Raw genomic sequence first — 23091 nt, 5'->3', positions numbered from 1 at the left:
TCTCAGGGCCCTTCGTGCGCCGCTCGGCCGGCGGCCCCGGTCCGGGCGACGAGCCCCAGCAACCGCTCGAAGAGCGGGGACCGGGGATCGGCGAGGTCGAGGAAGACGTCGTAGTGGTGGCGTCCGGGGACCACCAGAAGCTCGGCGGCGCCGTGCGCCGCGCAGGCGGTATGGAAGCGTTCGCTCTGTTCGAGGAAGCCGGTACCGTCGTGCTCGGCCACGGCGATCACGGCCTCGGGGACGTAGGAGCCGGCCGGGCCGAGGGCGAGCAGGGGGCTGAGCGCGGCGGCCCGCGTGGTGTCGAGGCTCAGCCATTCGTTGGCGAAGGAGGTCACCAGGGGGCGCAGGTCGAACAGGCCGCTGATGGGCAGGGCGGCCTTCACCACGTCCGCCGGCAGCCCCAGTTCCCGTTGCCAGTCACCGGTCATGGTGGCCGCGGCGAGATGCCCGCCCGCGGAGCTGCCGCCGACCACGACACGGTCGGGATCGAGGCCGTGCGCCGCGCCGTGCCGGTGGATCCAGGCGACGGCCGCCCTGACCTGGCGGACCATTTCCTCCAGGGGCGCTCCCGGTGCCAGGGAGTAGTCGACGGCGACGGTGGCGATGCCCGCCGCGTCGAGGGCTGCGGCCATGAAGGCGGTGTCGTGCCGGGACAGCATCCGCCAGTAGCCGCCGTGCACGACGAGGAACACCGGCCGTGGCCCGTCCTCCCCCACCCCCCACACGTCGAGGCGTTCGTCGCTGTGCTCGTCGTAGGAGATCGCACGGTGCCCGGACAGGTGGCGGGTGGCTCGCAGGGACTCGTCGCGGTAGGCGTCGATGGTCCGCCGGAACTCGCTCTCCTCGACGCTGAGCCGGACGTTGTAGGCGGCGTCGACGCGCGGGTCGGAGGTCATGGCGGCGCGCTCAGCCGGCCGCGGCGTCGTCGCCGGAACCGAAGCCGCGGATCTGCTCGGCCACGGACCCCGGGGAGTCAAGCGTCGGGAAGTGGGTCTCACCACCGATCTGGCGGTACGAGAACCAGGGGTGCTCGGCCCCGAAGTCGCGCTGCGCCCGTACGTACCCGGCGTCGGTCGGCTGCGAGAACAGGTGGCGGACGGGACGCTTGTCGGCGAGGGCGTTCATGCGCAGCAGCGGTGTTCCCCAGCGTTCGTACCCGGCGGCGATGACACGGCACGAGCGGGCCCACATCTCGAAGTCGAAGTCAGCCATCTCCTTGTCGAGGTGGTGCCTGACGACCGGGTTCGAGCTGCCGTTGAGCCAGGTGTCGAAGAGGCCCTGGCGGCCCTCGGTCCAGCGCTCGGGGTCCTGGATGGCCGCGAGACCGTCGGCGAAGTCCTCGGGCGGCGGTGTCATGATCCAGTCGATGACGATGCTGCGGGGCACCCGGCGGGCTCCGAGGCGGTCGGTCAGCTCGATGTTGGCCCAGCCGCCGTGCGAGGTCGAGACGGGCAGGAAGGTGTCGACGCCCAGGTGGTCGAGGACGGCGATGGTGTCGTCGGCCTGTTCCGGGTAGCCGAAGTCGGCGACGGGCGTGCGGTCCGTGCCGTGGCCGCGCCAGTCGATCCGGATCACCCGGTGGGTGTCGGTGAGGTGGGGCAGGAGTGGGTCGAAGAGCCGGTGGTCCTGACACCATCCGCTCAGCAGCACCACGGCCGGGCCCGTGGCGGGGCCGTGGTCGTCGTAACTGATCGAGTGGCCGTTGACCTCGACGCTCTTCAGGTCGGAGGGGGCTGTGCTCACCGGTCGTCCTTTCGTCTTCACGTACAGCTGTCGCCGTCGACGCTCATGGGCGCGTCCTGGGCCGCTGGGGGCTGTCCCGACATTCCTGGTGGATCAGCGCGTGGCGCCGGATGCGGGGTACCGCGAGGCGGCGGAACAGCTTTGTTTCGGGTCTTGTGCGGGTGTACCGACATCGAATGCTGTGACCGGCGATGTTCGCCCCGGAGGAGCGTCGCCCGGTGCGTGCGGCCACAAGGCGGCCGGAAGTTCTGGAGGGGCCCCTGGTCCTCCGTGCTGGGCGGCGGGACGGGCGACGCTTGCCCGGAGCGGCACGAACACGGTGTCGTGGCCGCGGGCCCGCCAGGGCGACGAACGGCCCTCAGGCCGATGCGCCCAGGAAATGGTCCGCGCCCGTCGGCGTGGCGAGGGCGGCCCGCATACGGGAGGCGCCCAGGGACTTCCAGCGGCCGCTGAGGCTGAGGAGGGGGGCGCGGGGGGCGTCGGGGATGAGGTTGAGCAGCCGCAGCCGGTAGGACCAGAGCTGGGTGTGCTCGATGAGGGGCCGCTCCGTCGCCTCCCAGCCGGCGAGACGCTGTTCGAGCGTGGCGTCGCCGGGGGCGGAGAGGGCGTCGGCGAGGCCCAGCGCGTTCATCATGGCGCAGCCACCGCCCTGGCCGAGATAGGGCGGCTGGGCGTGCGCAGCGTCGCCGATCAGGGCGATCCGGCCCTGGGACCACGAGCGCAGCCGGAGGAACTCGAAGGTGTCCCAGCGGGCCGGGACGCCGTCCAGGGTGCGGAGCAGTTTCTCCAGGTGCGGGAAGGAGCGCACCCAGCTGTCGATGTCGACGGGCACCTGCCCCACGGCGCCGTCGTGCGCGTCGGCGACGAGCGCCACATAGAGGCTGGTGGCGCTGGAGGGCGTGTAGAGGACGCGGCGGCGACCGCTGAAGTACTCGATGTACTTGTCGCGGTCGGGGGCGGCGACGAAGTCGTCGGACCGCTCCACCGTGAGCCGGACGGCGCCCTGGCTCATCCGCTCCCGGCGGGCTCCCATGCCGATGCCGTCGCGGATGCGGGAATTGACGCCGTCCGCGGCGATCACGACATCCGCGGCGTCGGTGTCCAGACGCTCGCCGGAGGCACGGACGAGTGTTCCGTCGGGCCGGGCGGAGGCGATCTCGGAGCCGGTGACGATCTCGACGCCGGCCGCCTCCGCGCCCTTGACCAGGGTGCCGATCAGCCGGTCGCGCATGATGGTGCGGACCTCGGGCCGGCCGGGAGCGTTGATCGGGATGCTCTCGACGACCCGGTCACGGTGGTCACGGCTCTCCATCACCGGGCCGATGTGCGCGCCGACCACCGCCTCGTCGTGGAGACCGAGCGCCTTCAGGGCGCGCAAGCCGTTGCCCCATACGTAGATCCCGGCGCCGATGGCACGGATCGAGCTGTCCCGTTCGTGGAGCCGGACGGACCATCCACGCTGGGCCAGCGCCGTCGCCGCCGTCAGGCCGCTGATCCCCGCACCGACGATCTCAGCGTGCTTCCTTCTCGACCTACCGGACATATGTGCCTCCCTCGTCTGATGCGGATCATCATGAGAGCCGCGACACATGCATGTCGAATGCCGACTTGGGGGCAGGACATGCCCGAATGGCTATATGAGGAGCGAGGTATTCCGCGTGCGCGCGCAATACCGGAGCCGCCTCCGTCGGGGCGGAGCCCGGTGCACGGGTGCCGCTCCACCGCGTGCGTCTCGGGGAGTGCGACGGGCGGGACTGTTCCGGGACCGCTCAGACCTCGACCGACGGCTCGTACAAGTAAATCGCGTCGTGCCGCAGAGCGCACATGCCTGGCACAGCGACACGCGCCACGGCCCGGTGACGGGCGGGGCGGGGCGGGGCCCAGTTCCTCACCGCGGCCCGCCCCTCCGGGCGCGTCGGCCACAAGGGATGCGACGCCTGCCCGACAGGCCACCCCTGCCGGCCATCCGAGCGGCTGCCCCAGGACAGCCCGGCCGACGTCAGTCACCTGGACCAGGCCCGGCCACTGCCTCACCGCCGGACACGCGGAAATCTATGCTGACTGGAGTAGACATTGGGTGGTGACGTAGTTATGGTTTCTCTCGTAGCCCAGAGAGACAGTAGGGCCTGGCAGAGACGAACTGCCGGGCAGCAGTACATGCAGTCGCAGTTCGGAGAACGGTGCGGTGGTGGAGTTCCGAAGCCAGGGTTGTTGCTGGACGGCGACGGGACTGACGGCCGGACCGGGTGGCCCGCAGTGATCAGGGGCCGCCGTGAGCAGTGCCGCAGTTGACGCGGTTGCACTACCGGCAAACGCGATTCGCGGTCCCAGCAGTGAAGTCAGTGAGCAGCACCTCGGTGAAGGCGTCGGCTGCGGACGCGCGCACCGGGAAGTTCGGCAGTGGGGTTCCAAGCCAGAGCGGACGCAGGACAGGCGACGGGGCCGGCTGCCGAGGGGTGGCGCTTTCACAGGCCACCAGCAGTTCGCATCAACAGCGGTGCGGCGTCGTCGGCGACATGCAGTGCCGACAACGCGGTTCCCGTTGGTAACCAGTTGATCAAGAGGGAAGGACGGAGGAGTTCCGCGCCATCAGGATCGCCCGGGGCGAAAACAGCGAGCCCGGGTACCGCAGGACATCGACAGTGAGGTGGTCTCCGGTCAAGCAACCGCGATCCCCGCATCCCCGACAGTGTTCCGGTCGGGTCTGCGGAAACAGAAGGCCGGCCCAGTACCGGAGCCGGCAGATGGTGTAGCAGTTCCTTCGGGGTCCTGGTGCCATATGGCACCAGGACCCCTCTACGCGTTCCACAGAGAGGTGCAATGACAGCGGACGACTCGTTCGACCGTCTCGACGACGATGACTACCCCGCCTACACGATGGGCCGGGCCGCCGAGATGCTCGGCACCACCCAGGGCTTCCTCCGTGCCATCGGCGAAGCCCGCCTCATCACCCCGCTGCGCTCCGCGGGCGGACATCGCCGCTACTCCCGCTACCAGCTGCGCATCGCCGCCCGCGCCCGGGAACTCGTCGACCAGGGCACCCCCATCGAGGCGGCCTGCCGCATCGTCATCCTCGAAGACCAGCTGGAAGAAGCCCAGCGCATCAACGCCGAATACCGCCGCGCCGCCGGATCGACCGGTCCGACGGCCTCGGTCTGAGATGGCCGAGTCCCGCGATTCCCCCAAAGGCTTCGCGCTGCGCTCATGCGTGCTGCCCGGGATGCGGAGCGTGCCGGGCGGTTTCATGAGAATCGTCCGGTCCGACCGCCGAGCCGAAGCGCCGGCCAACAGGCGCGGTGCCGCTCCCGCCCCAGCCGCTTCACCTCTGGGCGGCCTCACCCCTGAAACGCGGGCCTGCCCAACCAGCCCTGCGGCACGTTGTAACCAGCTCGTGAGGCAATAGCCTTCGAGATCCGCGGACCTGGACGGTGGCTCAGGGGCCCACGTCGCTCAGCCCCTGAGTGCGTGACACCGCGTCGGAGCGTGTGCTGATCAAGAAACCGTGGCGGCCGGCGGGGTCCACCGGCGGCCGCGGGGCACCGCGCTGGAGATGCCGTAGTCCTTCTTGAGCTGTTCGGGAATGGCGTAGTGCATGACGCGTCCGCGGGTGAGGGAGGACAGTTCGAAGACGGTGGCGAGGTGGCCGAGGCGGTCCAAGGCCCAGGCGCCGAACGGGGAGCGGTCCTCGATGGTCTCCATGACGCCGAGGAGGTGGGGCAGTGTCTTGACGACCGTGTCCCAACGGGTGTGCGGCACATGAAGCCAGTCGGCGCAGGTGTCGCCGATGAGGTGGCGGATCAGGGACGAGACGATCGGGTCGAAGAAGGAGCCGGGCACGACTTCCTCATAGAGGTCGATGAGCTGCCGGGTCAGGTGCGTGCCCTCCTCGGAGGGACCCATGTGCCGGATCATGTACAGGTCCAGGAACCGGCGGGCGTCGTCGAGGGACTTGGGCACGGCGTCCTGGTCGACGCCGAGCATGGCACCGACCACACGCCAGGCGTAGTAGTAAGCTTCCGCACCCTCTGTGGACATGTGGATGCCGAGGCGGTGCAGGCTGTCCAACACCAGCAGGGAGAAGAACATCTGCCCGCCGATCATGTCCTCCTGGCAGATCGGCGTTCCGAGCACCTCGGTGTCCCATCGGTTCTCGCGCCTGAGGTGGTGGCGGATGGAAGCATGCAGAAGGCGGACCTTCTGGGCGGCGGGGATGAAGCGGCTGCCGGCTTCAAAGGCGTCGGGTTGCATCAGGTGGACGGTGAACTGGCCCGTCTCCGCCATTCGTTTGGAGGGGTACTCCAGTCCGTGGGTGGTCGACAGCAGCTTTGCCACGTGAGGGACGACGTAGCAGGCGGGCATGGAGGCGAAGGACAGCGCGGTGGAGATGTGCACGTTGTTGTCGATGAAGAACAACCGGGCCTTCTCCATCTCCGACCAGTCCACCCAGGCCGGCGGGACTCGGGTGGCCTCCAGGTACTCCCGCGCGACGTCGGGCAGACCGTCCGGCAGGGGAGCGCCTGCGGTGGAGACGTAGCGCATCAGGGTGTTGAACTCGCCCACCTGACCGCGTTCGAAGAGTGCGGCGACAGTGGCGTCGGCGAGTGCGTCACCGGTCTGCCGCAGGGCGTCCATCGATGCCTCGGTGCAGGTCATGACAGGGGGCTCCTTGTCTTCGACGGATCTTCCATGGCGGCGGGAGGGACAGTCGGCACGGGGTTGTACCTGCCGGTGGGAGGCTCAGGACAAGCGGTGCGCCGCCGATCGGGCCAGCGAGGTCAGAGCGGCAGCGGCGTGTGGTGGTACGTCCAGTTCGTGGAGGACGCCGAGCGCCTTCTCGACCCGCACGCTGATCATGTCCTCGATGCGGTCGGGCGCTTTGAGGCGGCGCATCACCTCGCGGACCGCGCCCAGATCGTCCGCGTCCGGGTGACGCCGGCCCAGCGCAGCGCGCAGCCGATCGCGGTCGTCGCCGCCGGCGAGGCGCCAGGTCTCTGCCAGCAGGGCCGTGGGCCGCCGGCCCCGCACATCGTCGGCGTTGGCCTTGCCGGTCCGTTCCGGGTCGGCGAACAAGCCGAGCAGGTCGTCCCGCAGCTGGAACGCCTCGCCCAGCGGCAGCCCGTACGCGGTGTATCCCTCACGCAGCCGTCCGTCGGCTCCGGCCAGGACGCCGCCGATCAACAGGGGCTGCTCGACGGTGTACTTGGCCGTCTTGTAGCGGATCACCTTCAACGACACGGCGATGTCCGGACCGTCTCCGGTACGCAGGATCTCCAGGCACTCACCCGCGATCAGCTCCCGGGCCATCACCGACCACAGGGGGCGGGCCCGGGCGAGGTACGCGGCGGGCAGACCGCTGGTGGTGAACAGCTGCCCGGCGAGCGCCATCAGCAGGTCTCCCACCAGCATCGCCAGCGACCTCGACGCGGCGTCGGCGCGCGGGCGGCGCCGGACGGCGCCGCGCAGGGCGATGCGCGCGGTGGGCCGGCCATGTCGTAGCGGGCTGTCGTCGATGAGGTCGTCGTGCACGGTGGCGGCGGCGTGCACCAGCTCCATCGACGCCGCTGCCCGCACCAGCGCGTCGCTGTCCGGCTGTCCCACCGCGCGCCAGCCCCAGTAGCAGAACGCGGCCCGCAGCCGTTTGCCGTCCGCCACCGCGGCCTCCAGTTGCTCGGCCACTGGGCTCAGGATCGGATCGATCGCGGTGAAGTGGTCGGCCTCCTGGGCCACGAACCGGTGCAGTAGCTCATCGACACGGGTCCTGAACAAGGCCGGCTCCCACTGGTCAGACATCGTCAGTGCTCTTCCGATCCAGCACATGCCGGGCAAGGGTCTCCAGGTGGGCCGGGGGCACGGCGGCGTATCGGTCGAGCACGAGCCGGCCACGCGCCATCAGCTCGTGCTCGACCTCCGACGCCAGTTCCGCGGTGTCGGAGCGGCGCAGCAGCCCCCGTACCGTCCCCACGGCAGTCCCCAGCGTGCTCACCGCCAGGTCGGCCAGCCCGGCCACCAGCAGTACCGCCTGCTTCTCCACGCCGCCGCGTCGTCCCGCTTCCGGTGTCACGTTCTCTCCCCTCACCCACAGCACACCCGGGCAGCGCCGGTCACGCGCCGTTCTTGCGAGCATCACGTCACACCGGGCACGAGAACGGACAAACTCACGATCGAGTGATCACATCGTTCAACCGTGCGGATTATCGGCTCCCGGATACCGGCCGTCGGCCGCTTTGATCACAGTGGTGGGGTGAGGCAGCCCGGTCCTCCGGGCAGCCCCGCGAGGCGGCCTCCCTGGTCTTCGCCGGGCCGGGGGCGCGGCCGGGCCGGCCGGGGCAGTGCTGTCGGCCACGGTGCGACGGAGCGATCGCGCTGATGGGCAGGATGCGGACGGTGCTTCTCACACGCCACCCGGAACAGCGAAACGGCCCGCCGGAGGAACGACGGGCCGTCGGGCGTGTTCGGGCTTTGTGCGGGTCAGTGCTTGAAGGAGCGGATCTGGTAGTTCCCTTGCAGGTTGCCGCCCTGCCCGGCCGGGGTGGAGCCGACCTTCTTCTTGTAGTTGGTCTGCGTGTAGTACGTGACCTTGCCGCCGGTCCCGTTCCAGACCGAGCGGACGTTCCCGCCCCGCTTGATGAAGGAGCAGCCGTCCGCGGTGTTCGCCTTGTCGCCCGACCACTGACAGCTGCTTCCGCTGCCGTCCCAGCCGTTGTAGATGCAGAATTTTCCGGTGCAGCTGTAGGAGGCGCTCGGGCTGCCGGCAGATGGGAAGCGGACAGCGGCGGTCGCGGTCGAGCCGGCGCCGAGGGCACCTGTCAAGAGGATCGAGGCAGCGGCGAGCGCGGTGATGCGGTTCATCGGAGAATTCCCTTTGCCTGGTGCGGGAGCGGGCGCCACGAGACGAATCCCGGGGCCCGCGATGCGCTGATCACCACAGCCTGGCAGGACGACGGCCCGTACGAGCAGAGGTGAAAGAGGGGCGCCCGAAGCTCACCCCAGCCCTTTCAACGCCCCTCTGCCCCCAAGGGCTCAACCCCGAACCGTGGTGGAACGGCGTGCGGCGTCGGACGCGGTGCGCCGCGAGGCGGAGGGACGTCCGCCTACTGGATGCATGAGGATGTTCCGACAACGCGGCGAGGTGCCGCAGCTGTCGTCGGGCGCCCGCCGGGGATCGCGGGACAGCCATGAGTGCGATCCGCGCGCCGACACTCCTCCGGGCCCACCTCGGCGACGACCCGCCTCGGACCGACGTGCCCGGGCGGCGCAGCGGGGTCACGGCCCCCGGAGAGGACCGGAAGGGTGGGCGTTCTCCCCACCGAGGACCTATACCCGGTGTCGGAGGTGGTGGTCCGTTTCGCGGCCGAGCGGCTCGGTGTGGATGCGGGCGAGTTCACTGTGCACGGGGCACGGTGGCAAGACCGGTACGAGCACGTGCGGGAGGTCCGGGAGGTGTGCGCCCACCGGGAGTTCCCCGTGGCCGAGGTGGCGGCGCGGGGTCGTGGCGGCGCGGGTGTGGGTGTCGTTGGAGGGGCCGCGGGCGTTTCCCGACCGGGCGACCGCGCCGTGCTGGAGTGCAGCCGGCGGACCCGCCGCCAACCCGCGCGGGCGATCACGACGCGTCATCCCGGAGAGGGCGGGCCAGGCAGTCGACCGCCGCAGGCGCGGTGGCTCCGGCGGGTTCGGAGTGCCGGCGTCGGTCAGGACACCGACGGGCCGACGCGCGTGCCGGGCCGACTGTCCGCCCGGCACGCGCTACCTGGTCAGGAACAGCTGCAGTTACAGCAGTTCGGCGGCGGAGCGCAGCAGAATGACGCACTCGCCTCCGTCATGCCGTGACCCGCCGTGAGCGACTGGCTGTGCTCGTCCCCGGCCAGTGAATCCAGGTCGAGGTCCAGTGCGAGGTCGGCGACCGCGGCAGCGAGCGAGGGTGAGCTGTTGCTGTTCTCGTTCATCAGAGCCCTCCTTCCGTACCTAGTGGGGCATCAACAGGCATGTTGGTGCGCCAAGTTGGGACACTAGCGTGACGGTTGGGAGCCTGTGAAGGGGGTGGACTAGACCATTTGCCTCCGCTAGTGTCGGCCGCCCGGAGGCCCCGGGCGCAGCTTCGCCGGGCGCCTTCACGCCTGTGGGAGAGCGCCTTCCCGCTGAGGAATTCCGATGGAGGTGGTGATGAGGCCGAGGCTGCTTCCCGACACACATCTGCTGCCGTCCGACCGGGGCGTGGTGATCAGTGGGCCTCAGCACACGGCGGCCTTCGCGCTGCCGGGGATGCACCCGTGGCTGGAGCGGCTGCGGCCGTTCCTGGACGGCCACAGCAGCCTGGACCAGCTCACCGCCGGCCTTCCGCCGCAGGCCGCGCGGCATGTCCGCACGCTGGTGGAACTGCTGACCCGGGAAGGTTTCGTACGTGACGCCACGGCGGATCTGCCGCACGGACTGAGCCCACGGGTCCGGGCGCGCCACGCCGCGCTGATCGACTTCATCGCGGCGCGCGCGGACTCGCCCGAGCACCGCTTCGAGCGATACCGCGATTGCGCTCCCCTCGTCGTCGGTACCGGGCGGATGGCGAGTGCGCTGGTCCTGGCCCTGCTCGCCTCGGGTGTGGCACATGTCCGCCTCCGGCTCGATGAGGCCGAAGAGGGGCCCGGGAACGCGACGGATGTGGCCCGGCTGCGCGAATGTGCCGCGTTGCTCCAGCGGGAGGGCGGGTGCTTTTGCTACGAACAGCTGAGCGGAGAGCTTTCCGAACCGCCCACCGACGCCGGCGTGGTGCTTCTCGGCTCGGACGTGTTCGACCCCGAGCCGGCGGACCGGGCCCGCGCGCTGGCGATACGTGGCGGGGTTCGGTACGGGCAGGCGGTGGGACGGGGCGATCACATCGTGATCAGTTCGGTGGGTGATCCCGAGGGCGCGTCGGAACCTCCGGCCCCCTGCGGGTCGCCGGGCAGTGGGCTCGGTCACCACGCGACAGGCGCCACGGGTGCGGGGAATCCGGCTCGCGTGCGGGAGCCGAGTCCGTACCTCGGTGGTCCGATCGCCGCGCTCGCCGCCAACCAGCTCTGCTTGCACCTGTTACGCCGGGTGGCGGGTCTCGACGCCGCCGACGGGGGCGCCGATCCGTCACCAGTGACGGATGCCGCGGTCCTGGATCTGCCCAGCGGCCGCTTCCTCGGCGCGGAGCCGGGGTGACCGACGGGGCCGGCAGGACCGGTGAGACCGGCGGGACCGATGGGCCTCCCGGGAGCTTCGCGGGCGAGAACCCGTTTCCGTCGGCACTCTGGGCGGAGGCGGTCTATTCCCGCAGGGCCATCCCGGCCACCCTCGCGACGGGCTCCCCGGCTCCGGGAACGGCCGGCGCGGAGCGCGACCCGCTCCCCCAGGGGCCGCGCCTCGCGCTCGCGTCGCCGCCGCTCGACCTGATGCCCTCCCCCGGTTCCCCGGCCACCCTCGCCGACCCGTCCGTCCTCGCCGCGCTGCTGCACTATTCCTACGGCCTGCTCCAGCACGACCTGACCCCGGGCGGCCGGCCGCTCCACCGGGCGGTGGCCTCCGCGCGGTGCCGCTACCCGAGCGAGCTCACCCTGGTCACACCCACCGCGGCGTTCCGATTCGATCCGCTCCACCACCAACTCGTAGCCCTGGAAGGGGCGGTGACCGGCGACCAGGCGAGCGGTCCCGGAACGTCCCGGTTCATCGTGATCACCAGCCGGTTCGCCCGGACGGCGCGGCTCTACGGCGACTACGCCCCGCGGCTCTGCGCCCAGGAGGCGGGGATGCTGCTGGGCGCGGTGCACCTGGTGGCCACCGCACTCGGACTGCGCACCCGGCCCGGCCAGGACCAGGAGACGCTGAACGGCCTCTGCGCGAACGGGCTGTCGGCCCCGGCGGAACACCCCATGGGCTACCTGGAGATCCTGGGACCGGTGCGGCACCCGGCCGACCGGGCCTGGCCGCCACCCGACCTGGCCCCGGTGCTCCGTGCCCGTCACTCCGGCGCCGCGATCTTCGACCCCGGACCGGCGCCCTCCCCTCGTGCGCTGCTCACCGATCTCGGCGCCGCCCTGGCCGCGGCGCCGTTCACCGACTTCTCCTGCCATCTGCTGGTCCGGCGCGTCACCGGCTTTTCCCCGGGCCACTACGTCCACAGCGGTGGCCGTCTGCGGCAGGTCCGCGACGGTGACCCGCTCGAACTGCTCGAACAGATCGGGCAGACCGAGGGCCGGGTGTCGGTGAACTTCCGCTCGACCGCCTGTACCGCCTACATCGCCGTCCGGCGCGGCGCCGCCGTCGCGCGGTACGGCGCGGACGCCTTCCGCAGACTGCACCTGACCGCGGGGGCGGCCGCACACCTGCTCTGCGTGGTCGCGGCTCGTCATGGCCTGTCCGCCCGGGTCCACAACGGCTACGACGCCGCCGCCGGCGAACGCCTGCTCGGGCTGGCCCCGGACGAGGAGACGGTGCTCTTCCAGGTGGCCGTCGGCACGGCGCGGCCGGCCGCCGCCTTCCGCGTACCGGTGGTGTTCTGATGAGCCGGAACGCTCCGCTTCCTACCGCTTCCCCCGCGGTCACCGCCCCCTCCCCCGGTGCGCCCTCCTGCCCCGTGGGGGTACGGATCGCCGGGCTGCCCACCACCGCGCTCGACGCCTCCCGCATCCCGCACAGCACCGAACTCGCCATGAGTGTCGCGTCGTTGGACCAGCGGCTGACCGTCGACGCGGCGCGGCTCAGCGACGCGTTGTACGCCCTGATCGGCACCGGGCCGGCACGCCCCTTCAAGGCCCGGCTGGTGGGCCTGCGCCGAGCCGTGCACCAAGGTGCCCGCATCGGCGCACTGCTGGACGCGGCGGCCCCGCCGGACGTGCTCGGCGCCGCGCTCACCGACCGCCTCCACGGCCATGCCGCTCTCCGCCGGACCCGGACCGAACTGTTCGCCGAACTGGGGCGTGTCCTGCCGGTCGAGATCCGGTCGGCGGCGGCGGCCCTCGGCACGCTCGTCCAGGACCCGGCGTTCGCCGCCGGTCTCGACTACGCCAGTCCGGACCTGTACGAGGACCTGCTGCGCTGGAGCGAGCACGACACGTCCGGGCGGCGGCCACTGGACGGCGCAGCCGTCCGGCTGGCCAAGTACGCGGGCCGCGCGATGGCCAAGCCCAGCCCGTTGACCACCTTCGCCGCCAGCGGCTTCGGCGACTGGGTGGCGGACGCCGGTGTCGACGTACGCCTGGAGGGCTCCGTCCGGGCCGAGGTGGCCGAGGCGGGTCTGCTGCCGCTGTCCCGGATCGCCGCCGCTCTCGCCCACGTGCCCGAGCTGGGCGCGGCCGTCCGACTGCGCGTCAACCCGTCGGCCACACCGGTGTCCTCCCCCGAGGGGAAACAGTGGCTGTTCACCGCGCCGGGCCCGTCCGGCGAAGTGCGCGCCCTGCCCGCCACGCCGGCGCTGGCCGCGGTCCTGGCGGCGGTCCACGAGGGAGGCACCCCCGCGCGGCTGCGTGCCCTGCTCGGCGCGCCCGGCCCGGGGAGCACCACGACCGCCGCCGACGCCGTCGTCGCCCGGCTCGTCCGGCTCGGCCTGCTGGAGGTCCGCCTCGGACCGCCCGACCAGGTGCTCGACGCCGCCACGCTGTGCGACTGGCTCGGCCGGCACCTGCCCGAGCCGCACCGCGGCGACCGCCTCACTCTCCTGCTCGACGACCTGCGCGCCATCCGCGACCGGATCGACGCCGCCCGGACCGCCCCGCCCGGCGCCCACCGGGGCATCGCCGCCACCCTGCGCCGGCACACCACGGACGCCGCCCGACGGCTCGGACTGCTCGGCCCGGACGAACAGCTGGACCGCGGTCCGCTGTACTTCCACCACACCGTCATCACCGGCAGGGCCGCCGCGCTCGACCCGGCCGCCTGGCGGCCCGCGCTGGCCGACCTCGCTCTCGTACCCGCGCTGCTCGCCCCGTTCGACACTCTCGCACCGCCGCGCGAAGCACTCCGGCAGCGCGCCCTGACCGCCTACGGCCAGGGTTTCAGGCGGCCCTTCACCCACTTCCTCCAGGACTTCGGCGCCTGGTGGGCCGCACCCGGGTCGCACGCTCCCACCGAGCGCGACGCGCGGCGCCAGGACGAGCTGCGCCATCTGATCGCCGGTACCGCGCCGGCGCACGACGGCACCGTCCGTCTCGATCCCCGGACCGTCCGTGACCTCTGCGGCGCCTGGCCCGGCCCGGACACCTCCGGGGACCTCCACGCGTGCTACGTCCAGACGCTGCCCGACCCGGCCACCGGGCTCGGCCTGGTGCTCAACACGGTCACCTGCGGCCATGGGACCGGCCGCACCCGGATCGCCCGCCTGCTCGACCCACCGGCCTGCCCCGGGGCTGCCGCCGAAGAGGCTCCCGGCGACGGTCCCAAGGGCGCACCCCTCCGCGCCGAGTTCGACGCCGTCTTCGGCAGTGCCCTCAACCAGCGTGCTGCCGCAACCCGTTACGCGATCGACCTGGACGGCGCCACCTCGCACCGGCCCCCCGAACAGTTGATCCGCCCCGCCGACCTGGACGTCGTGCACGACCGGCACACCCAGCGCCTTCACCTGGCCCACCGCACCACCGGCCGTGTCGTACGGCCGCTCCACCTGGGTCTGCTCGCCACACCGCTGCTCCCGCTGCCGGCCCGGTTGCTGGCGGAGGCATTCGGTCAGACCTCCTACGCCTTCTGGTCGGACTGGCCGCAGCTGTGGCGGCTGCTCCCGCCGGAGCGGACCACCCCACCCCTCGAAGGCCCGGGGGCAGCGCCCGGCGCGGGCTGGACGAAGACGCCCCGTCTCGCCCTCGGGGCCCTGGTGCTGCGCCGTGCGACCTGGTTCATCGACCACGGGCGGGCGCCCGCCCGCGCCGCCGGGGAGCCGGACGCCGCCTACCTGGTCCGCGTGCACACCTGGCGTGCGGCGCTGGGCCTGCCGCAGCGCTGCTTCCTGCGCGCCCTCACCCCGCGTCCCGCCGACGGCTTCGCCGGCCCCGCGCTGCACGACAAGGACCGCAAGCCGGTGTACCTGGATTTCGCCCACGCCCATCTGTTACGCGTCTTCGAGCGGGTGGCGGCCACGGGACGGCCGCTGCTGCTCACCGAGGCCCTGCCCGACCTCCACGACGCACCGGCCGACCGGAACGGACGCCACTACGCGACCGAGTTTCTGATCGAGCTGCCCACCGCCCCGCTCCCGGCGGCGGGCCGGCGGGAGCGGACGTGCTGACCCGTCCGCCCGGAGGCGCGCCGGGCCCGGAACCGGAGGACCGCTGGGTCAGCGCCCACGTGTTCACCGGGCACCCGCTCGACCTGGTGCTGAGCGCGCTGGTCCCCGAGGCCGTCGCGGAACTGCGGCAACGCGGCCTGGCCGACCGCTTCTTCTTCCTCCGCCACTGGCAGGGCGGCCCGCACCTGCGCCTGCGGGTGCGTCTCACCACACCGGCGGCCGAGCCCTCGGTACGCGCCGCGCTGGACGCACACGCCACGGCGCTCTTCCGCGCGCTGCCGCCCTCACAGCCCATGTCGGCACATCAATACCGTTCCCTGGCACGGCGGTTGTCCGCCCAGGAGCCGGAGAGCGAGCCCGGGGCCCTGGCCCCCAACGACAGCCTCGCCTTCCACGCCTACCGGCCGGAACACGGCAAGTACGGCCGTGGCGCCGCGCTGCGGGCCGTCGAGGACGCGTTCGCCACCTGCAGTGAACTGGCCCTCGCCGCCGTGCTGGCCGAGTGGGGCCCGGCGCGGCGGACGGCGCACTGTTTCGCCCTGCTGACCGGCAGCCTGGACGCGAGTGCTCCGCCGGGCCGGCCGACGCCGGAGGTGCTGGCCCAGTACGGCAACCGGCGTGCCGCCCTGCTCACCGTCGCCCGTGCGGCACGCGCGGCGGGAGCGGTCGACCAGGCCGGCGCCGACCCGGTGAGCCGGTGGCTCGCGGCCTGCCGGAGTGCCCAGCGGCAGGCCGCCCTCCCCGCCCGGCTGGCCGGTCATCTGACCCACCTGGCATGCAACCGCCTCGGCGTGCGGCTGGGCCAGGAGGCGACCCTGCGCGCTCTGGCCCTGCTGGCCGTGGCGGAGTCGACGGGCGATGACCGACCGCGCCGGCACAGCACCCGGCCCGACCGGAGCGACCACGGCCACGCACCGCACGACGGCGCCGAACCACCGTGAGACCGGCCCCCGCACCGAGGAGCCCGGACAGCAGAGAACCACGAAGGAGGATTCCCGTGGCAGCCATCCCGCCGACGGACGAGCCACAGTGGCGCGCGGCCCACATCGCGTACTTCGGTGACGACACCGACCAGTTGATCCTCCGCGCCGTACGGCCGGTGATCGAGCGCTGCACCGGTCACGTCGAGTCGATCTACGTGTTGCGGCACTGGCGCCGCGGTCCTCATCTGCGCCTGGTGGTCCGGGCCACGCCCGCCGTCTTCGCCGAGCTGGTGGTGCCCGCCGTCACCGAGCTGATCGGCGGAGATCTGAGGACGCGGCCGCTCGCCGCCGCTCCCCTCGACGAGGCCGCCCTGCTGCCGCTGCACCGCCGTCTCGCCGCGGCCGAACGGGAACCCGGCCCGCTGACCCCCTTCCACCCGGACCACTCGATCACCTGGGAGGAGCACGATCGCCGGGTCGACGTGCTCGGCTGTCCGGTCGGCGCCGACGAGCTGGCCCTCTTCTACCAGCAGACCAACGACCTGATGTTCGAGCACCTGGAGTCCGTCGCCGCGGGACTGCCGCGCGAGACGCTGGCCCTGCGCCTGATGCTCGCCACCGCGCACACGCTCTGCCGGCACCCGCAGGACCCTTCGATCCGTCGCGGATTCGTGTCCTTCCGTTCGCACGCCGACGGCTACTTGAGCACGGTCGGCCCCCAGGTGCGGGACGCCTTCGAGCAGCGGTACGCGGCCAACCGCGCGGTCCTCACCGACCAGGTGCGCGCCGTGGTCGCGGCCTTCGACACCGCCGCGGCCGAGCCCGGGGCCTCGGACACCGGAGCGACGGCCGGGCCGGGCCAGGCGGCGGCGCTGCGGCGCTGGGTGGCCGCGATCGACCCGCTGGGCAGCCGCTGGACCGCTCTGTACGAGGCCGGCGAGATCCCCGAGGCGGAGATCCCGACCGACGAGGAGAACGGCATCGGCGAACTGCTCACGTCCAGCCCGCTGCACCGGGTGATCAGCGGCAGCGCCACGTACAAGCAGATGATGTACCGGGAGCCGCGCTTCCTGCGCTACCGCCTGATGCTCAACTACACCTATCTCCACCTCTCCCGTCTCGGGTTGCCCGGACTGACCCGTTACCTGCTCTGCCACCTCGCGGCCAACGCGGTGGAGGAGGTCTACGGGGTCAGCGCGCTCGAACTGGTCCTGGCCACCGCGACGGACACACCGGGTGCGCCGGAGAACGTCACCGCACCCGCGCGGACACACCGATGAGGACCGCCCCACCGGCTCCCCCGCCGGATGCCTACCCTCCGCCCGCCGAGACCGGAGGGGCCGCGGCGCGCCGCTACCACGCACGGCACGGCAGTGTGCTGCCCGCCATCGACCCGGCGGCGGGCAGCACCGCGCCCAAGCACCATCCGGGTGTGCCCGTCCTCCCGCTGCCGTTCCCGCCCGTCTTCCCGTCGCCCCCGGCCGACCGCGGTCCGGCCGCCTTCCTGGAGTCTCTGGGCGCGCTCCTCGCGCTGCTCAACGGCGTCACCCGGGTCGACTGGACCGACGCGGGCGTGGGCGCCGGCCGTCCGGTGCCGTCCGGCGGCGGCACCTATCCGGGCGAGGTGTACGCGGCCACCGCCTCCGGACTCTGCCACTACCTGCCGTCGGCCCACGCACTCGAACTCCTCTCCCACGCCGACCTGCGCGCCGGCCTCACCCGCTCACTGGACCGGCCGCCGCTCGAACAACCGGAAACGGTCCTGTTGATCACCAGTCGGCTGGACGCGAACCTGGCCCGCTACGGCCCCTTCGGCCACCGTCTGCAGGCACTCGACACCGGCGTCCTGACCGGGCAGGCGCTCACCCTGCTGGAGTCGGCCGGCGCCGCGCCGATGGCGCACGCCCGCTTCGCGGACGACGAACCGGGCCGCCTGCTCGGCCTCGACCCCGGAGCGGAGCGCGTCCACGCGGTCGTCACCGCCCGGACGCCCGGCATGATCGCGCCCGACGCCCCGTTGCTGCGCCGCCGTTCGGCCCGCTCCGGCTTCGAGCCGGTCGCCGTTCCGTCGGCCGCCCTGCTCCCGGTCCTGGAGGAGGCCGCCCGCCCGATCCCCCTGGACCACCCCGCCCCCGCCGACTGCGACCTGTACGTGGTCGCCCACCGCGTCACCGGACTGGAAGCCGGCTGCCACCGGTACGACCCGCGCACAGGCCGGCTCGTACCGGTCGCCGGGGACGTCACGCCCCGGAGCCTGTTCCCACCCGGCGGGCCGGGAGAACTGGCCGGTTTCGAGGCTGCCTGCGCCGTGCTCGTGACCGGCGACTACGAGTCGGGCTATCCCGAGCACGGCGACCGCTGGTACCGGATGCTGAACCTGCGGGCGGGTGTCGTCGGCCAGCGGATCGGCCTGGCCGCCGCGCGCGCCGGACTCGGCGCCGGGCTCCGCTGCGACGTCGACACCGCGGCCGCCGACGCCGTACTGCGCGCGCACCCCGACCGCACCACGCTGCTCGCCGCCCTGCTCGGCCAGGAACGCGGCAGCGGCGCACCGGCCTGCCACCTGTTCCGTCCGAAAGGCCCTTCGTGAGCCTCTCGGACCTCCCGACCGTGCCGCCCCCTCCCCGGCCGAGGACACAGTGATCACCTACGACTCCGTCCCCCTCCTGCGCCCCGACGTCTTCCTGACCCCGAGCGGCAGCGGCACCGTCTACGTGCGCTCCAGCCGTGGCACCGACCTGATCGCCGCCCCCGGGATCGCCGACTGGCTGGACCGGCTCGCTCCGTTCCTGGACGGCACCCGCACGGTGGAACAGCTGCTCGGCGGCCTCGACGCACCCCGTCGCACCGTGGTGCTCCGCATCCTCCGGCTCATCGACGGTCACGGCCTGTTGGCGGACCAGGCGGCGCCAGGCCCGGACCCGCGCGCCGCCTCCTACCCACGGTCGCGGGTGCTGGTCCTCGGGGCGCCGGCCGCGGCCGACGCGCTGACGAACGCGCTGCGGCTGACCGGTCTGCCGGCCGTCACGCCGGTGGCCGACCACGCGGCGGCCAGGACCGCGGTCGCGGCCGGCGGCCACGACGCGCTGCTGCTGCTCGCGGCGGGCGACGATCCGCGGTCCCTCGCCCGGCTCGACGAGGACTGCCGCGCACGCGGCCTGTGGTTCGCCGCCGCTGTCCGTGACGCGGAGTCCTGGTGGCTGGGTCCGGCGCTCTCCCCCGGTCCGGGCCGCGCGGTCGGCGGCTGGCTCGGCGCCTGGCTTCGCGTGCACGGTACGCAGGCCGTCCCTCGTACCCCGCAATGCCCCTCCGAGGCGGCCGAGTTCGCCGCGACCCTGCTGGCGCACTGCTTTCAGCGGGCCTTCCTCGGCTCCTCCACCGCAGCGGCGGCCGAGCCGGAACCGCTCGTCCGGCTGGACACCGCGACCCTGACCACCACCCGCCACCCCTACCGGCCCCACCCGGCCGCGCTGCCGGCGGCGCCGGAGTCCGCAGCGCGGTTCCTCGCCAGGATCGCTTCCCTGCGCGACGGACCGGCCGTCGGCCCCGAGGAGTTCTCCCGGCGCGCCGCGGGCTGCATCGACCAGTACGGCGGACTGCTGGCGGACCTGGACGAGGGGGCGCTGCCCCAGTTCCCCCGGCATGCCTCCAGGGCCCTGGTGCGCGACCCGCGCACCGGCCGGGCCGAGCATCAGGTCCACGCCACCGGTCCCGACTTCACCACAGCGCGCCTGCGCACCGCGCGACGCGCGCTGGCGCTGTACGCGCTGCTCGCCCTCGACCCGAGACGGTTCGTCCCGACACCTGATGGACCCGCTCTGTGGGCCTGGTCCCCCGAGCACGGCACGGCCCACCTGGTTCCGGCCGCCTCCGTACGCGCGCGGGGCCCACGCGCGCCCCGGGGTCTCGGCGCGGGCGCCACGTTCGACGAGGCGGTGGCGGCGGCGCTCCGCGACCGGCGCGGCCCCGCGCACGGCGCACTGATCGTGCCGCTCGATCATGATCCGGCCGCCACCGGGATACTGCCCTACCTGCTGAGAACGGTGCGTTGTGATGACTGATGGCCTCCTGTCCGCTTCCGCCAGGACGCACCATGACGGCGGTCTGCTCGGCCAGGCCCTCGTCCGCCGGTCGGACGCCATGCCGTGGCCCCGGACCGAGGTCCGGCTGCTGGCGGCCGACACACCCGACGCGGCGTCGGAACGTGCGCGTGACCTGGTCACCGACGGACACCCGTTCCTGCTCGTCGTCGCGGAACTGGACCGCGTGGTCATCGGCCCGCTGGTCCGCCCCGGCGCACCGGGCTGCCACCGGTGTCTCGCCGTCCGCCGCGCCGGAGCACGTGCCGACGCGGCCGAAGACGCGGCCCTGCGCGCCACCTACGGCGACCGCCTGACCGGCACGGTCTCGCCCCTGCTCACCCCGGTCGCCGCCGACCTCGCCGCGAACCTCGCCCTGAACCGGCTCACCACCGAGGCGACCACCGAGCACGCCGTCACCATGCTCCGGCTCGCCGACCTGGGGATCACCCGGCACCTCTTCCTGCCCGACCCCCTCTGTCCCGAGTGCGGCGGTCTGCCCGACGATTCTCCGGCCGGCGCCGCGATGCCACGCGTCGCCCGGCCCAAGCCGGACCCCGCGGTCCCGCGACTGCGGAACCTGCGCGCGGAGCGGGCAGTGCTGGAAGCCCGTTACGCCGACGACGAGACCGGCGTACTCAAGGGTTTGCGGTCCCGCGGACTGCACACCCTGCCGTTCGCCGAGGCCAAGGTCGGCCCGCCCGAGTCGGTCGACGGCGGTTACGGCCGTGCGCTCGACTTCCGCACCGCCAGGGTCACCGCGATCGCCGAAGCACTGGAGCGGCTCGGCGGAGGCCGCCCCGGAGGGCGGCGCACCGTGGTGCGCGGCAGCCACCGCGAACTCGCCACCCGGCACCCCGGCGGCGTACTGGACCCGGCGACCACCGGCAGTCACGAACCCCACCGCTACCGGGAACCCGGCTTCCCGTTCCAGCCCTACCACCCCGACCTCGTCCTGCCCTGGGTCTGGGGCTACTCCCTCACCCGCGAACGGCCGGTCCTGGTCCCCGAGAGCCTGGCGTACTACCGTCTCGGCCGGCACCACCCGCAGGCCGACCGGCCGTTCGTCTCCGAGATCTCCAACGGCTGCGCGCTCGGCGGCTGTATCGAGGAGGCCGCCCTGTACGGCCTTCTGGAACTCGCCGAACGCGACGCGTTCCTGCTCACCTGGTACGCCCGACTGCCGGCGCCCGCAGTCGACCTGCACACCGCGCGCGACCGTCGGATCGGCCTGCTCGCCGACCGGATCGAGGAGCGCGACGGCTGCCGGGTGGAAGTCTTCGATGTGACCGGCGCCGAGGGCATCCCCTGTTTCTGGGCCGCCGCCGTGGACACACGGCCCCACCCGGCTCCCGGCACCGGGCCCGCGGCGCCCCGCCCCGGAGTGCTGTGCGCCGGAGGCTCGGGGCTCGACCCCGAACGGGGGGTCTTCGGCGCACTGCACGAACTGGTCACCGCCATCGAGGCGTACCGGATGATCTACCCGCAGCGCGCGGAGGACGCCGCCCGTATGCGGGAGGACCCCGAGCAGGTCCGCCTGATGGACGACCACGCGCTGCTCCACTGCGACCCGATCGCTGCCCGCCGCCTCGACTTCCTGCTCACCCCCGGCGGCCGGCCGCCGCAGGAACGCCGGAACCTGCGCGAACTCGCCGACCGCTACGCCTGGCCGCACCACACCGATCTGCGCGCGGATCTCGACGAGTTGGTGGGCCGTTACGCCTCGACCGGCCTCGAAGCGATCGTCGTCGACCAGACCACCCCGGTGCACGCGGCATCCGGTCTCTCCTGCGTCAAGGTCCTCGTCCCCGGTCTGCTCCCGATGACCTTCGGACACCGTCTGCGCCGCATCACCGGACTCGACCGGGTACTGACCGCCCCCCACCGCCTCGGCCACGCCTCCCGGCCGCTCCGCCCCGAGGAGGTCAACCCGCATCCGCACCCGTTCCCCTGACCTTCTCCGAGGCCGCCGCAGAGGAGCATCCACGCGCCGGGTGACGGACGTGCCTGTCAGGGCGGGTTCGGGGAGGACACCGGGGAGGGCTCGGCCCTGGACACGGCGCTCCACGCGGCCGGCGCCGTGTTCCCGTCCGTCCGGGAGGTGGGTTTCGTCAACCGGTGAGCACGATCTTCCCGCTGCGGCCGGGGCGCAGGTGGTGGGCGATGGCGTGGTGGATGTCGGCGAGATCGTAGTGGGTCTCCACGGGGGCCGCCAGGGTGTGATCGGCGAGTTGTCGGGCGATGGTTGAGGTCACTTCCCGAAGTGCCGGGGGGCTCAGCCGTTCCATGTGCTGTGGCAGCCAGAAGCCTTCCACGCTCACCCCCCGGAAGACGAGGTCGAAGGGCGGCAGGGGGAGCGGGTGGCCGGGTCTGAAGCCGTAGACGATGTGGCGCCCGCCGTCGCGTAGGCAGCGCAGGGCCAGCGCTCCCTGCCGTCCGCCGACCGCGTCCAGGGCCGCGGCCACGCCTCCCGTTCCCGCTGCGTCCCGGACCCTGTGGACGACCACGTCGTCCGGGCCGTCGGTCGACACGACGTGTTCAGCCCCGAGATTCCGGAGCCGGGACGCTTGTTGGGCGTCGCGAGCCAGGCAGACACAGCGGACACCCCGGTCGAGTGCCAGGCGGATGAGCATCTGGCTCACTGACGACGTGCTCGCCGTCAGGAGGAGGGTGTCGCCCGGTTCTGTTCCGAGATCGGCCAGGAGCAGATGGGCGGTGAAGGGATTCACCGTGAACTGACAGGCGATGTCGAGCGGCAGACCGGCCGGGACCGGGATGACGGCGTCCTGGGGGACGGTGACGTACTCCTGCCAGGTGCCCGTGACGGCGACTGCCGCACGGGTGCCCTGCTCCAGCAGGACTCCCGGACCGGCCTGATCGACGATGCCTGCGCCCTCGAACCCGACGGGGCTGACGGCGCTGCCGCTGACGCGGGTGAAGGAGGCCGGCCGCCCGTAGTCCCCCTGGACGAACAGGACGTCGGAAGGGTTCACCGGCCGTGCTCGCAGGCGTAGCCGGACCGTTCCCGGTGGTGTGTCGGGCAGTGGCAGCTCCGTGAGGAACAGACGTTCGGCCGGATCGCCGTGGCGGTCGAAGACAACGGCGCGCATGAGTA

18 protein-coding genes are annotated in these 23091 nt (G+C 72.7%); 9 read left to right on the top strand and 9 right to left on the bottom strand.

All coding sequences use genetic code 11. The features are described 5' to 3' along the window. Nucleotides 1-2: 2 nt before the first annotated feature. From PZB75_RS28925 to PZB75_RS28915, 3 genes are all read right to left on the bottom strand, one after another. Nucleotides 3-896, bottom strand: coding sequence for an alpha/beta hydrolase (locus PZB75_RS28925; protein WP_275538243.1), 894 nt, complete (start codon nt 894-896; stop codon nt 3-5). Nucleotides 897-906: 10 nt separating this feature from the next. Beyond that, entirely contained in the window at nt 907-1743 is an 837-nt protein-coding gene (locus PZB75_RS28920; RefSeq protein ID WP_275538242.1) for an alpha/beta hydrolase, read from the bottom strand. Nucleotides 1744-2101: 358 nt separating this feature from the next. Further along, nucleotides 2102-3286 (bottom strand): NAD(P)/FAD-dependent oxidoreductase, encoded by a 1185-nt coding sequence (locus PZB75_RS28915; protein WP_275538241.1) that lies wholly within the window; start codon nt 3284-3286, stop codon nt 2102-2104. Between the two features lie 1277 nt (nt 3287-4563). Here PZB75_RS28915 and PZB75_RS28910 point away from each other — a divergent pair. Continuing rightward, on the top strand, nt 4564-4902 hold the full coding sequence (locus PZB75_RS28910; RefSeq protein ID WP_275538240.1) for a MerR family transcriptional regulator: 339 nt from the start codon (nt 4564-4566) through the stop codon (nt 4900-4902). A gap of 333 nt (nt 4903-5235) precedes the next feature. Here the strand turns inward: PZB75_RS28910 and PZB75_RS28905 are convergent, their stop codons facing one another. From PZB75_RS28905 to PZB75_RS28885, 5 genes are all read right to left on the bottom strand, one after another. Next, nucleotides 5236-6396: an oxygenase MpaB family protein gene (locus tag PZB75_RS28905; protein ID WP_275538239.1), complete on the bottom strand. Its 1161-nt coding sequence runs from the start codon at nt 6394-6396 to the stop codon at nt 5236-5238. Between the two features lie 84 nt (nt 6397-6480). Beyond that, the gene (locus PZB75_RS28900; RefSeq protein ID WP_275538238.1) at nt 6481-7533 is read right to left on the bottom strand and encodes a polyprenyl synthetase family protein; all 1053 of its coding nucleotides are present in this window, start codon (nt 7531-7533) and stop codon (nt 6481-6483) included. After that, a complete protein-coding gene (locus PZB75_RS28895; RefSeq protein ID WP_275538237.1) occupies nt 7526-7804 on the bottom strand; it encodes a polyprenyl synthetase in 279 nt (92 codons plus the stop codon). The genes PZB75_RS28900 and PZB75_RS28895 overlap by 8 nt, the downstream gene beginning before the upstream one ends. Before the next feature lie 407 nt (nt 7805-8211). Further along, nucleotides 8212-8592 (bottom strand): peptidase inhibitor family I36 protein, encoded by a 381-nt coding sequence (locus PZB75_RS28890; RefSeq protein WP_275538236.1) that lies wholly within the window; start codon nt 8590-8592, stop codon nt 8212-8214. Nucleotides 8593-9494: 902 nt separating this feature from the next. Continuing rightward, nucleotides 9495-9686 (bottom strand): thiomuracin/GE37468 family thiazolyl RiPP peptide, encoded by a 192-nt coding sequence (locus PZB75_RS28885; protein ID WP_275538235.1) that lies wholly within the window; start codon nt 9684-9686, stop codon nt 9495-9497. Between the two features lie 217 nt (nt 9687-9903). Here PZB75_RS28885 and PZB75_RS28880 point away from each other — a divergent pair, with 217 nt between their 5' ends. From PZB75_RS28880 to PZB75_RS28845, 8 genes are read left to right on the top strand one after another with little or no spacing between them, the layout of a single operon-like run. Then, nucleotides 9904-10923 (top strand): hypothetical protein, encoded by a 1020-nt coding sequence (locus PZB75_RS28880; RefSeq protein ID WP_275538234.1) that lies wholly within the window; start codon nt 9904-9906, stop codon nt 10921-10923. Further along, nucleotides 10920-12260: a nitroreductase family protein gene (locus PZB75_RS28875; protein ID WP_275538233.1), complete on the top strand. Its 1341-nt coding sequence runs from the start codon at nt 10920-10922 to the stop codon at nt 12258-12260. Before PZB75_RS28880 ends, PZB75_RS28875 begins: the two co-directional genes overlap by 4 nt. Continuing rightward, nucleotides 12260-14974, top strand: coding sequence for a lantibiotic dehydratase (locus PZB75_RS28870; protein ID WP_275538232.1), 2715 nt, complete (start codon nt 12260-12262; stop codon nt 14972-14974). Before PZB75_RS28875 ends, PZB75_RS28870 begins: the two co-directional genes overlap by 1 nt. Further along, on the top strand, nt 14968-15915 hold the full coding sequence (locus tag PZB75_RS28865) for a lantibiotic dehydratase C-terminal domain-containing protein (RefSeq protein WP_275538231.1): 948 nt from the start codon (nt 14968-14970) through the stop codon (nt 15913-15915). Before PZB75_RS28870 ends, PZB75_RS28865 begins: the two co-directional genes overlap by 7 nt. Before the next feature lie 56 nt (nt 15916-15971). After that, nucleotides 15972-17177 (top strand): thiopeptide maturation pyridine synthase, encoded by a 1206-nt coding sequence (locus tag PZB75_RS28860; RefSeq protein ID WP_275538230.1) that lies wholly within the window; start codon nt 15972-15974, stop codon nt 17175-17177. After that, nucleotides 17174-18487 (top strand): hypothetical protein, encoded by a 1314-nt coding sequence (locus PZB75_RS28855; protein ID WP_275538229.1) that lies wholly within the window; start codon nt 17174-17176, stop codon nt 18485-18487. Before PZB75_RS28860 ends, PZB75_RS28855 begins: the two co-directional genes overlap by 4 nt. A 49-nt stretch (nt 18488-18536) precedes the next feature. Continuing rightward, nucleotides 18537-19958 (top strand): hypothetical protein, encoded by a 1422-nt coding sequence (locus PZB75_RS28850; protein ID WP_275538228.1) that lies wholly within the window; start codon nt 18537-18539, stop codon nt 19956-19958. Continuing rightward, nucleotides 19951-21930, top strand: a complete 1980-nt coding sequence (locus PZB75_RS28845) for a TOMM precursor leader peptide-binding protein (protein ID WP_275538227.1) — start codon at nt 19951-19953, stop codon at nt 21928-21930. Before PZB75_RS28850 ends, PZB75_RS28845 begins: the two co-directional genes overlap by 8 nt. A 157-nt stretch (nt 21931-22087) precedes the next feature. Here PZB75_RS28845 and PZB75_RS28840 read toward each other — a convergent pair whose 3' ends face one another. Beyond that, complete coding sequence (locus PZB75_RS28840; RefSeq protein ID WP_275538226.1) at nt 22088-23086, bottom strand: zinc-dependent alcohol dehydrogenase family protein; 999 nt, start codon at nt 23084-23086, stop codon at nt 22088-22090. Between the last annotated feature and the right edge of the window lie 5 nt (nt 23087-23091).

This window comes from Streptomyces sp. AM 4-1-1 (assembly GCF_029167625.1).
GTDB lineage: Bacteria > Actinomycetota > Actinomycetes > Streptomycetales > Streptomycetaceae > Streptomyces.
The sequence above is the reverse complement of the archived record's forward strand: the minus strand, read 5'-3'. Positions and strand labels throughout refer to the sequence as shown.

What these genes read in the sequence shown, in the direction of transcription:
- PZB75_RS28925 (WP_275538243.1), bottom strand. Translation starts at nt 896, where the DNA reads ATGACCTCCGACCCGCGCGTCGACGCCGCCTACAACGTCCGGCTCAGC.
- PZB75_RS28915 (WP_275538241.1), bottom strand. Translation starts at nt 3,286, where the DNA reads ATGTCCGGTAGGTCGAGAAGGAAGCACGCTGAGATCGTCGGTGCGGGG.
- PZB75_RS28910 (WP_275538240.1), top strand. Translation starts at nt 4,564, where the DNA reads ATGACAGCGGACGACTCGTTCGACCGTCTCGACGACGATGACTACCCC.
- PZB75_RS28905 (WP_275538239.1), bottom strand. Translation starts at nt 6,396, where the DNA reads ATGACCTGCACCGAGGCATCGATGGACGCCCTGCGGCAGACCGGTGAC.
- PZB75_RS28900 (WP_275538238.1), bottom strand. Translation starts at nt 7,533, where the DNA reads ATGTCTGACCAGTGGGAGCCGGCCTTGTTCAGGACCCGTGTCGATGAG.
- PZB75_RS28890 (WP_275538236.1), bottom strand. Translation starts at nt 8,592, where the DNA reads ATGAACCGCATCACCGCGCTCGCCGCTGCCTCGATCCTCTTGACAGGT.
- PZB75_RS28885 (WP_275538235.1), bottom strand. Translation starts at nt 9,686, where the DNA reads ATGAACGAGAACAGCAACAGCTCACCCTCGCTCGCTGCCGCGGTCGCC.
- PZB75_RS28880 (WP_275538234.1), top strand. Translation starts at nt 9,904, where the DNA reads ATGAGGCCGAGGCTGCTTCCCGACACACATCTGCTGCCGTCCGACCGG.
- PZB75_RS28870 (WP_275538232.1), top strand. Translation starts at nt 12,260, where the DNA reads ATGAGCCGGAACGCTCCGCTTCCTACCGCTTCCCCCGCGGTCACCGCC.
- PZB75_RS28855 (WP_275538229.1), top strand. Translation starts at nt 17,174, where the DNA reads ATGAGGACCGCCCCACCGGCTCCCCCGCCGGATGCCTACCCTCCGCCC.
- PZB75_RS28845 (WP_275538227.1), top strand. Translation starts at nt 19,951, where the DNA reads ATGACTGATGGCCTCCTGTCCGCTTCCGCCAGGACGCACCATGACGGC.
- PZB75_RS28840 (WP_275538226.1), bottom strand. Translation starts at nt 23,086, where the DNA reads ATGCGCGCCGTTGTCTTCGACCGCCACGGCGATCCGGCCGAACGTCTG.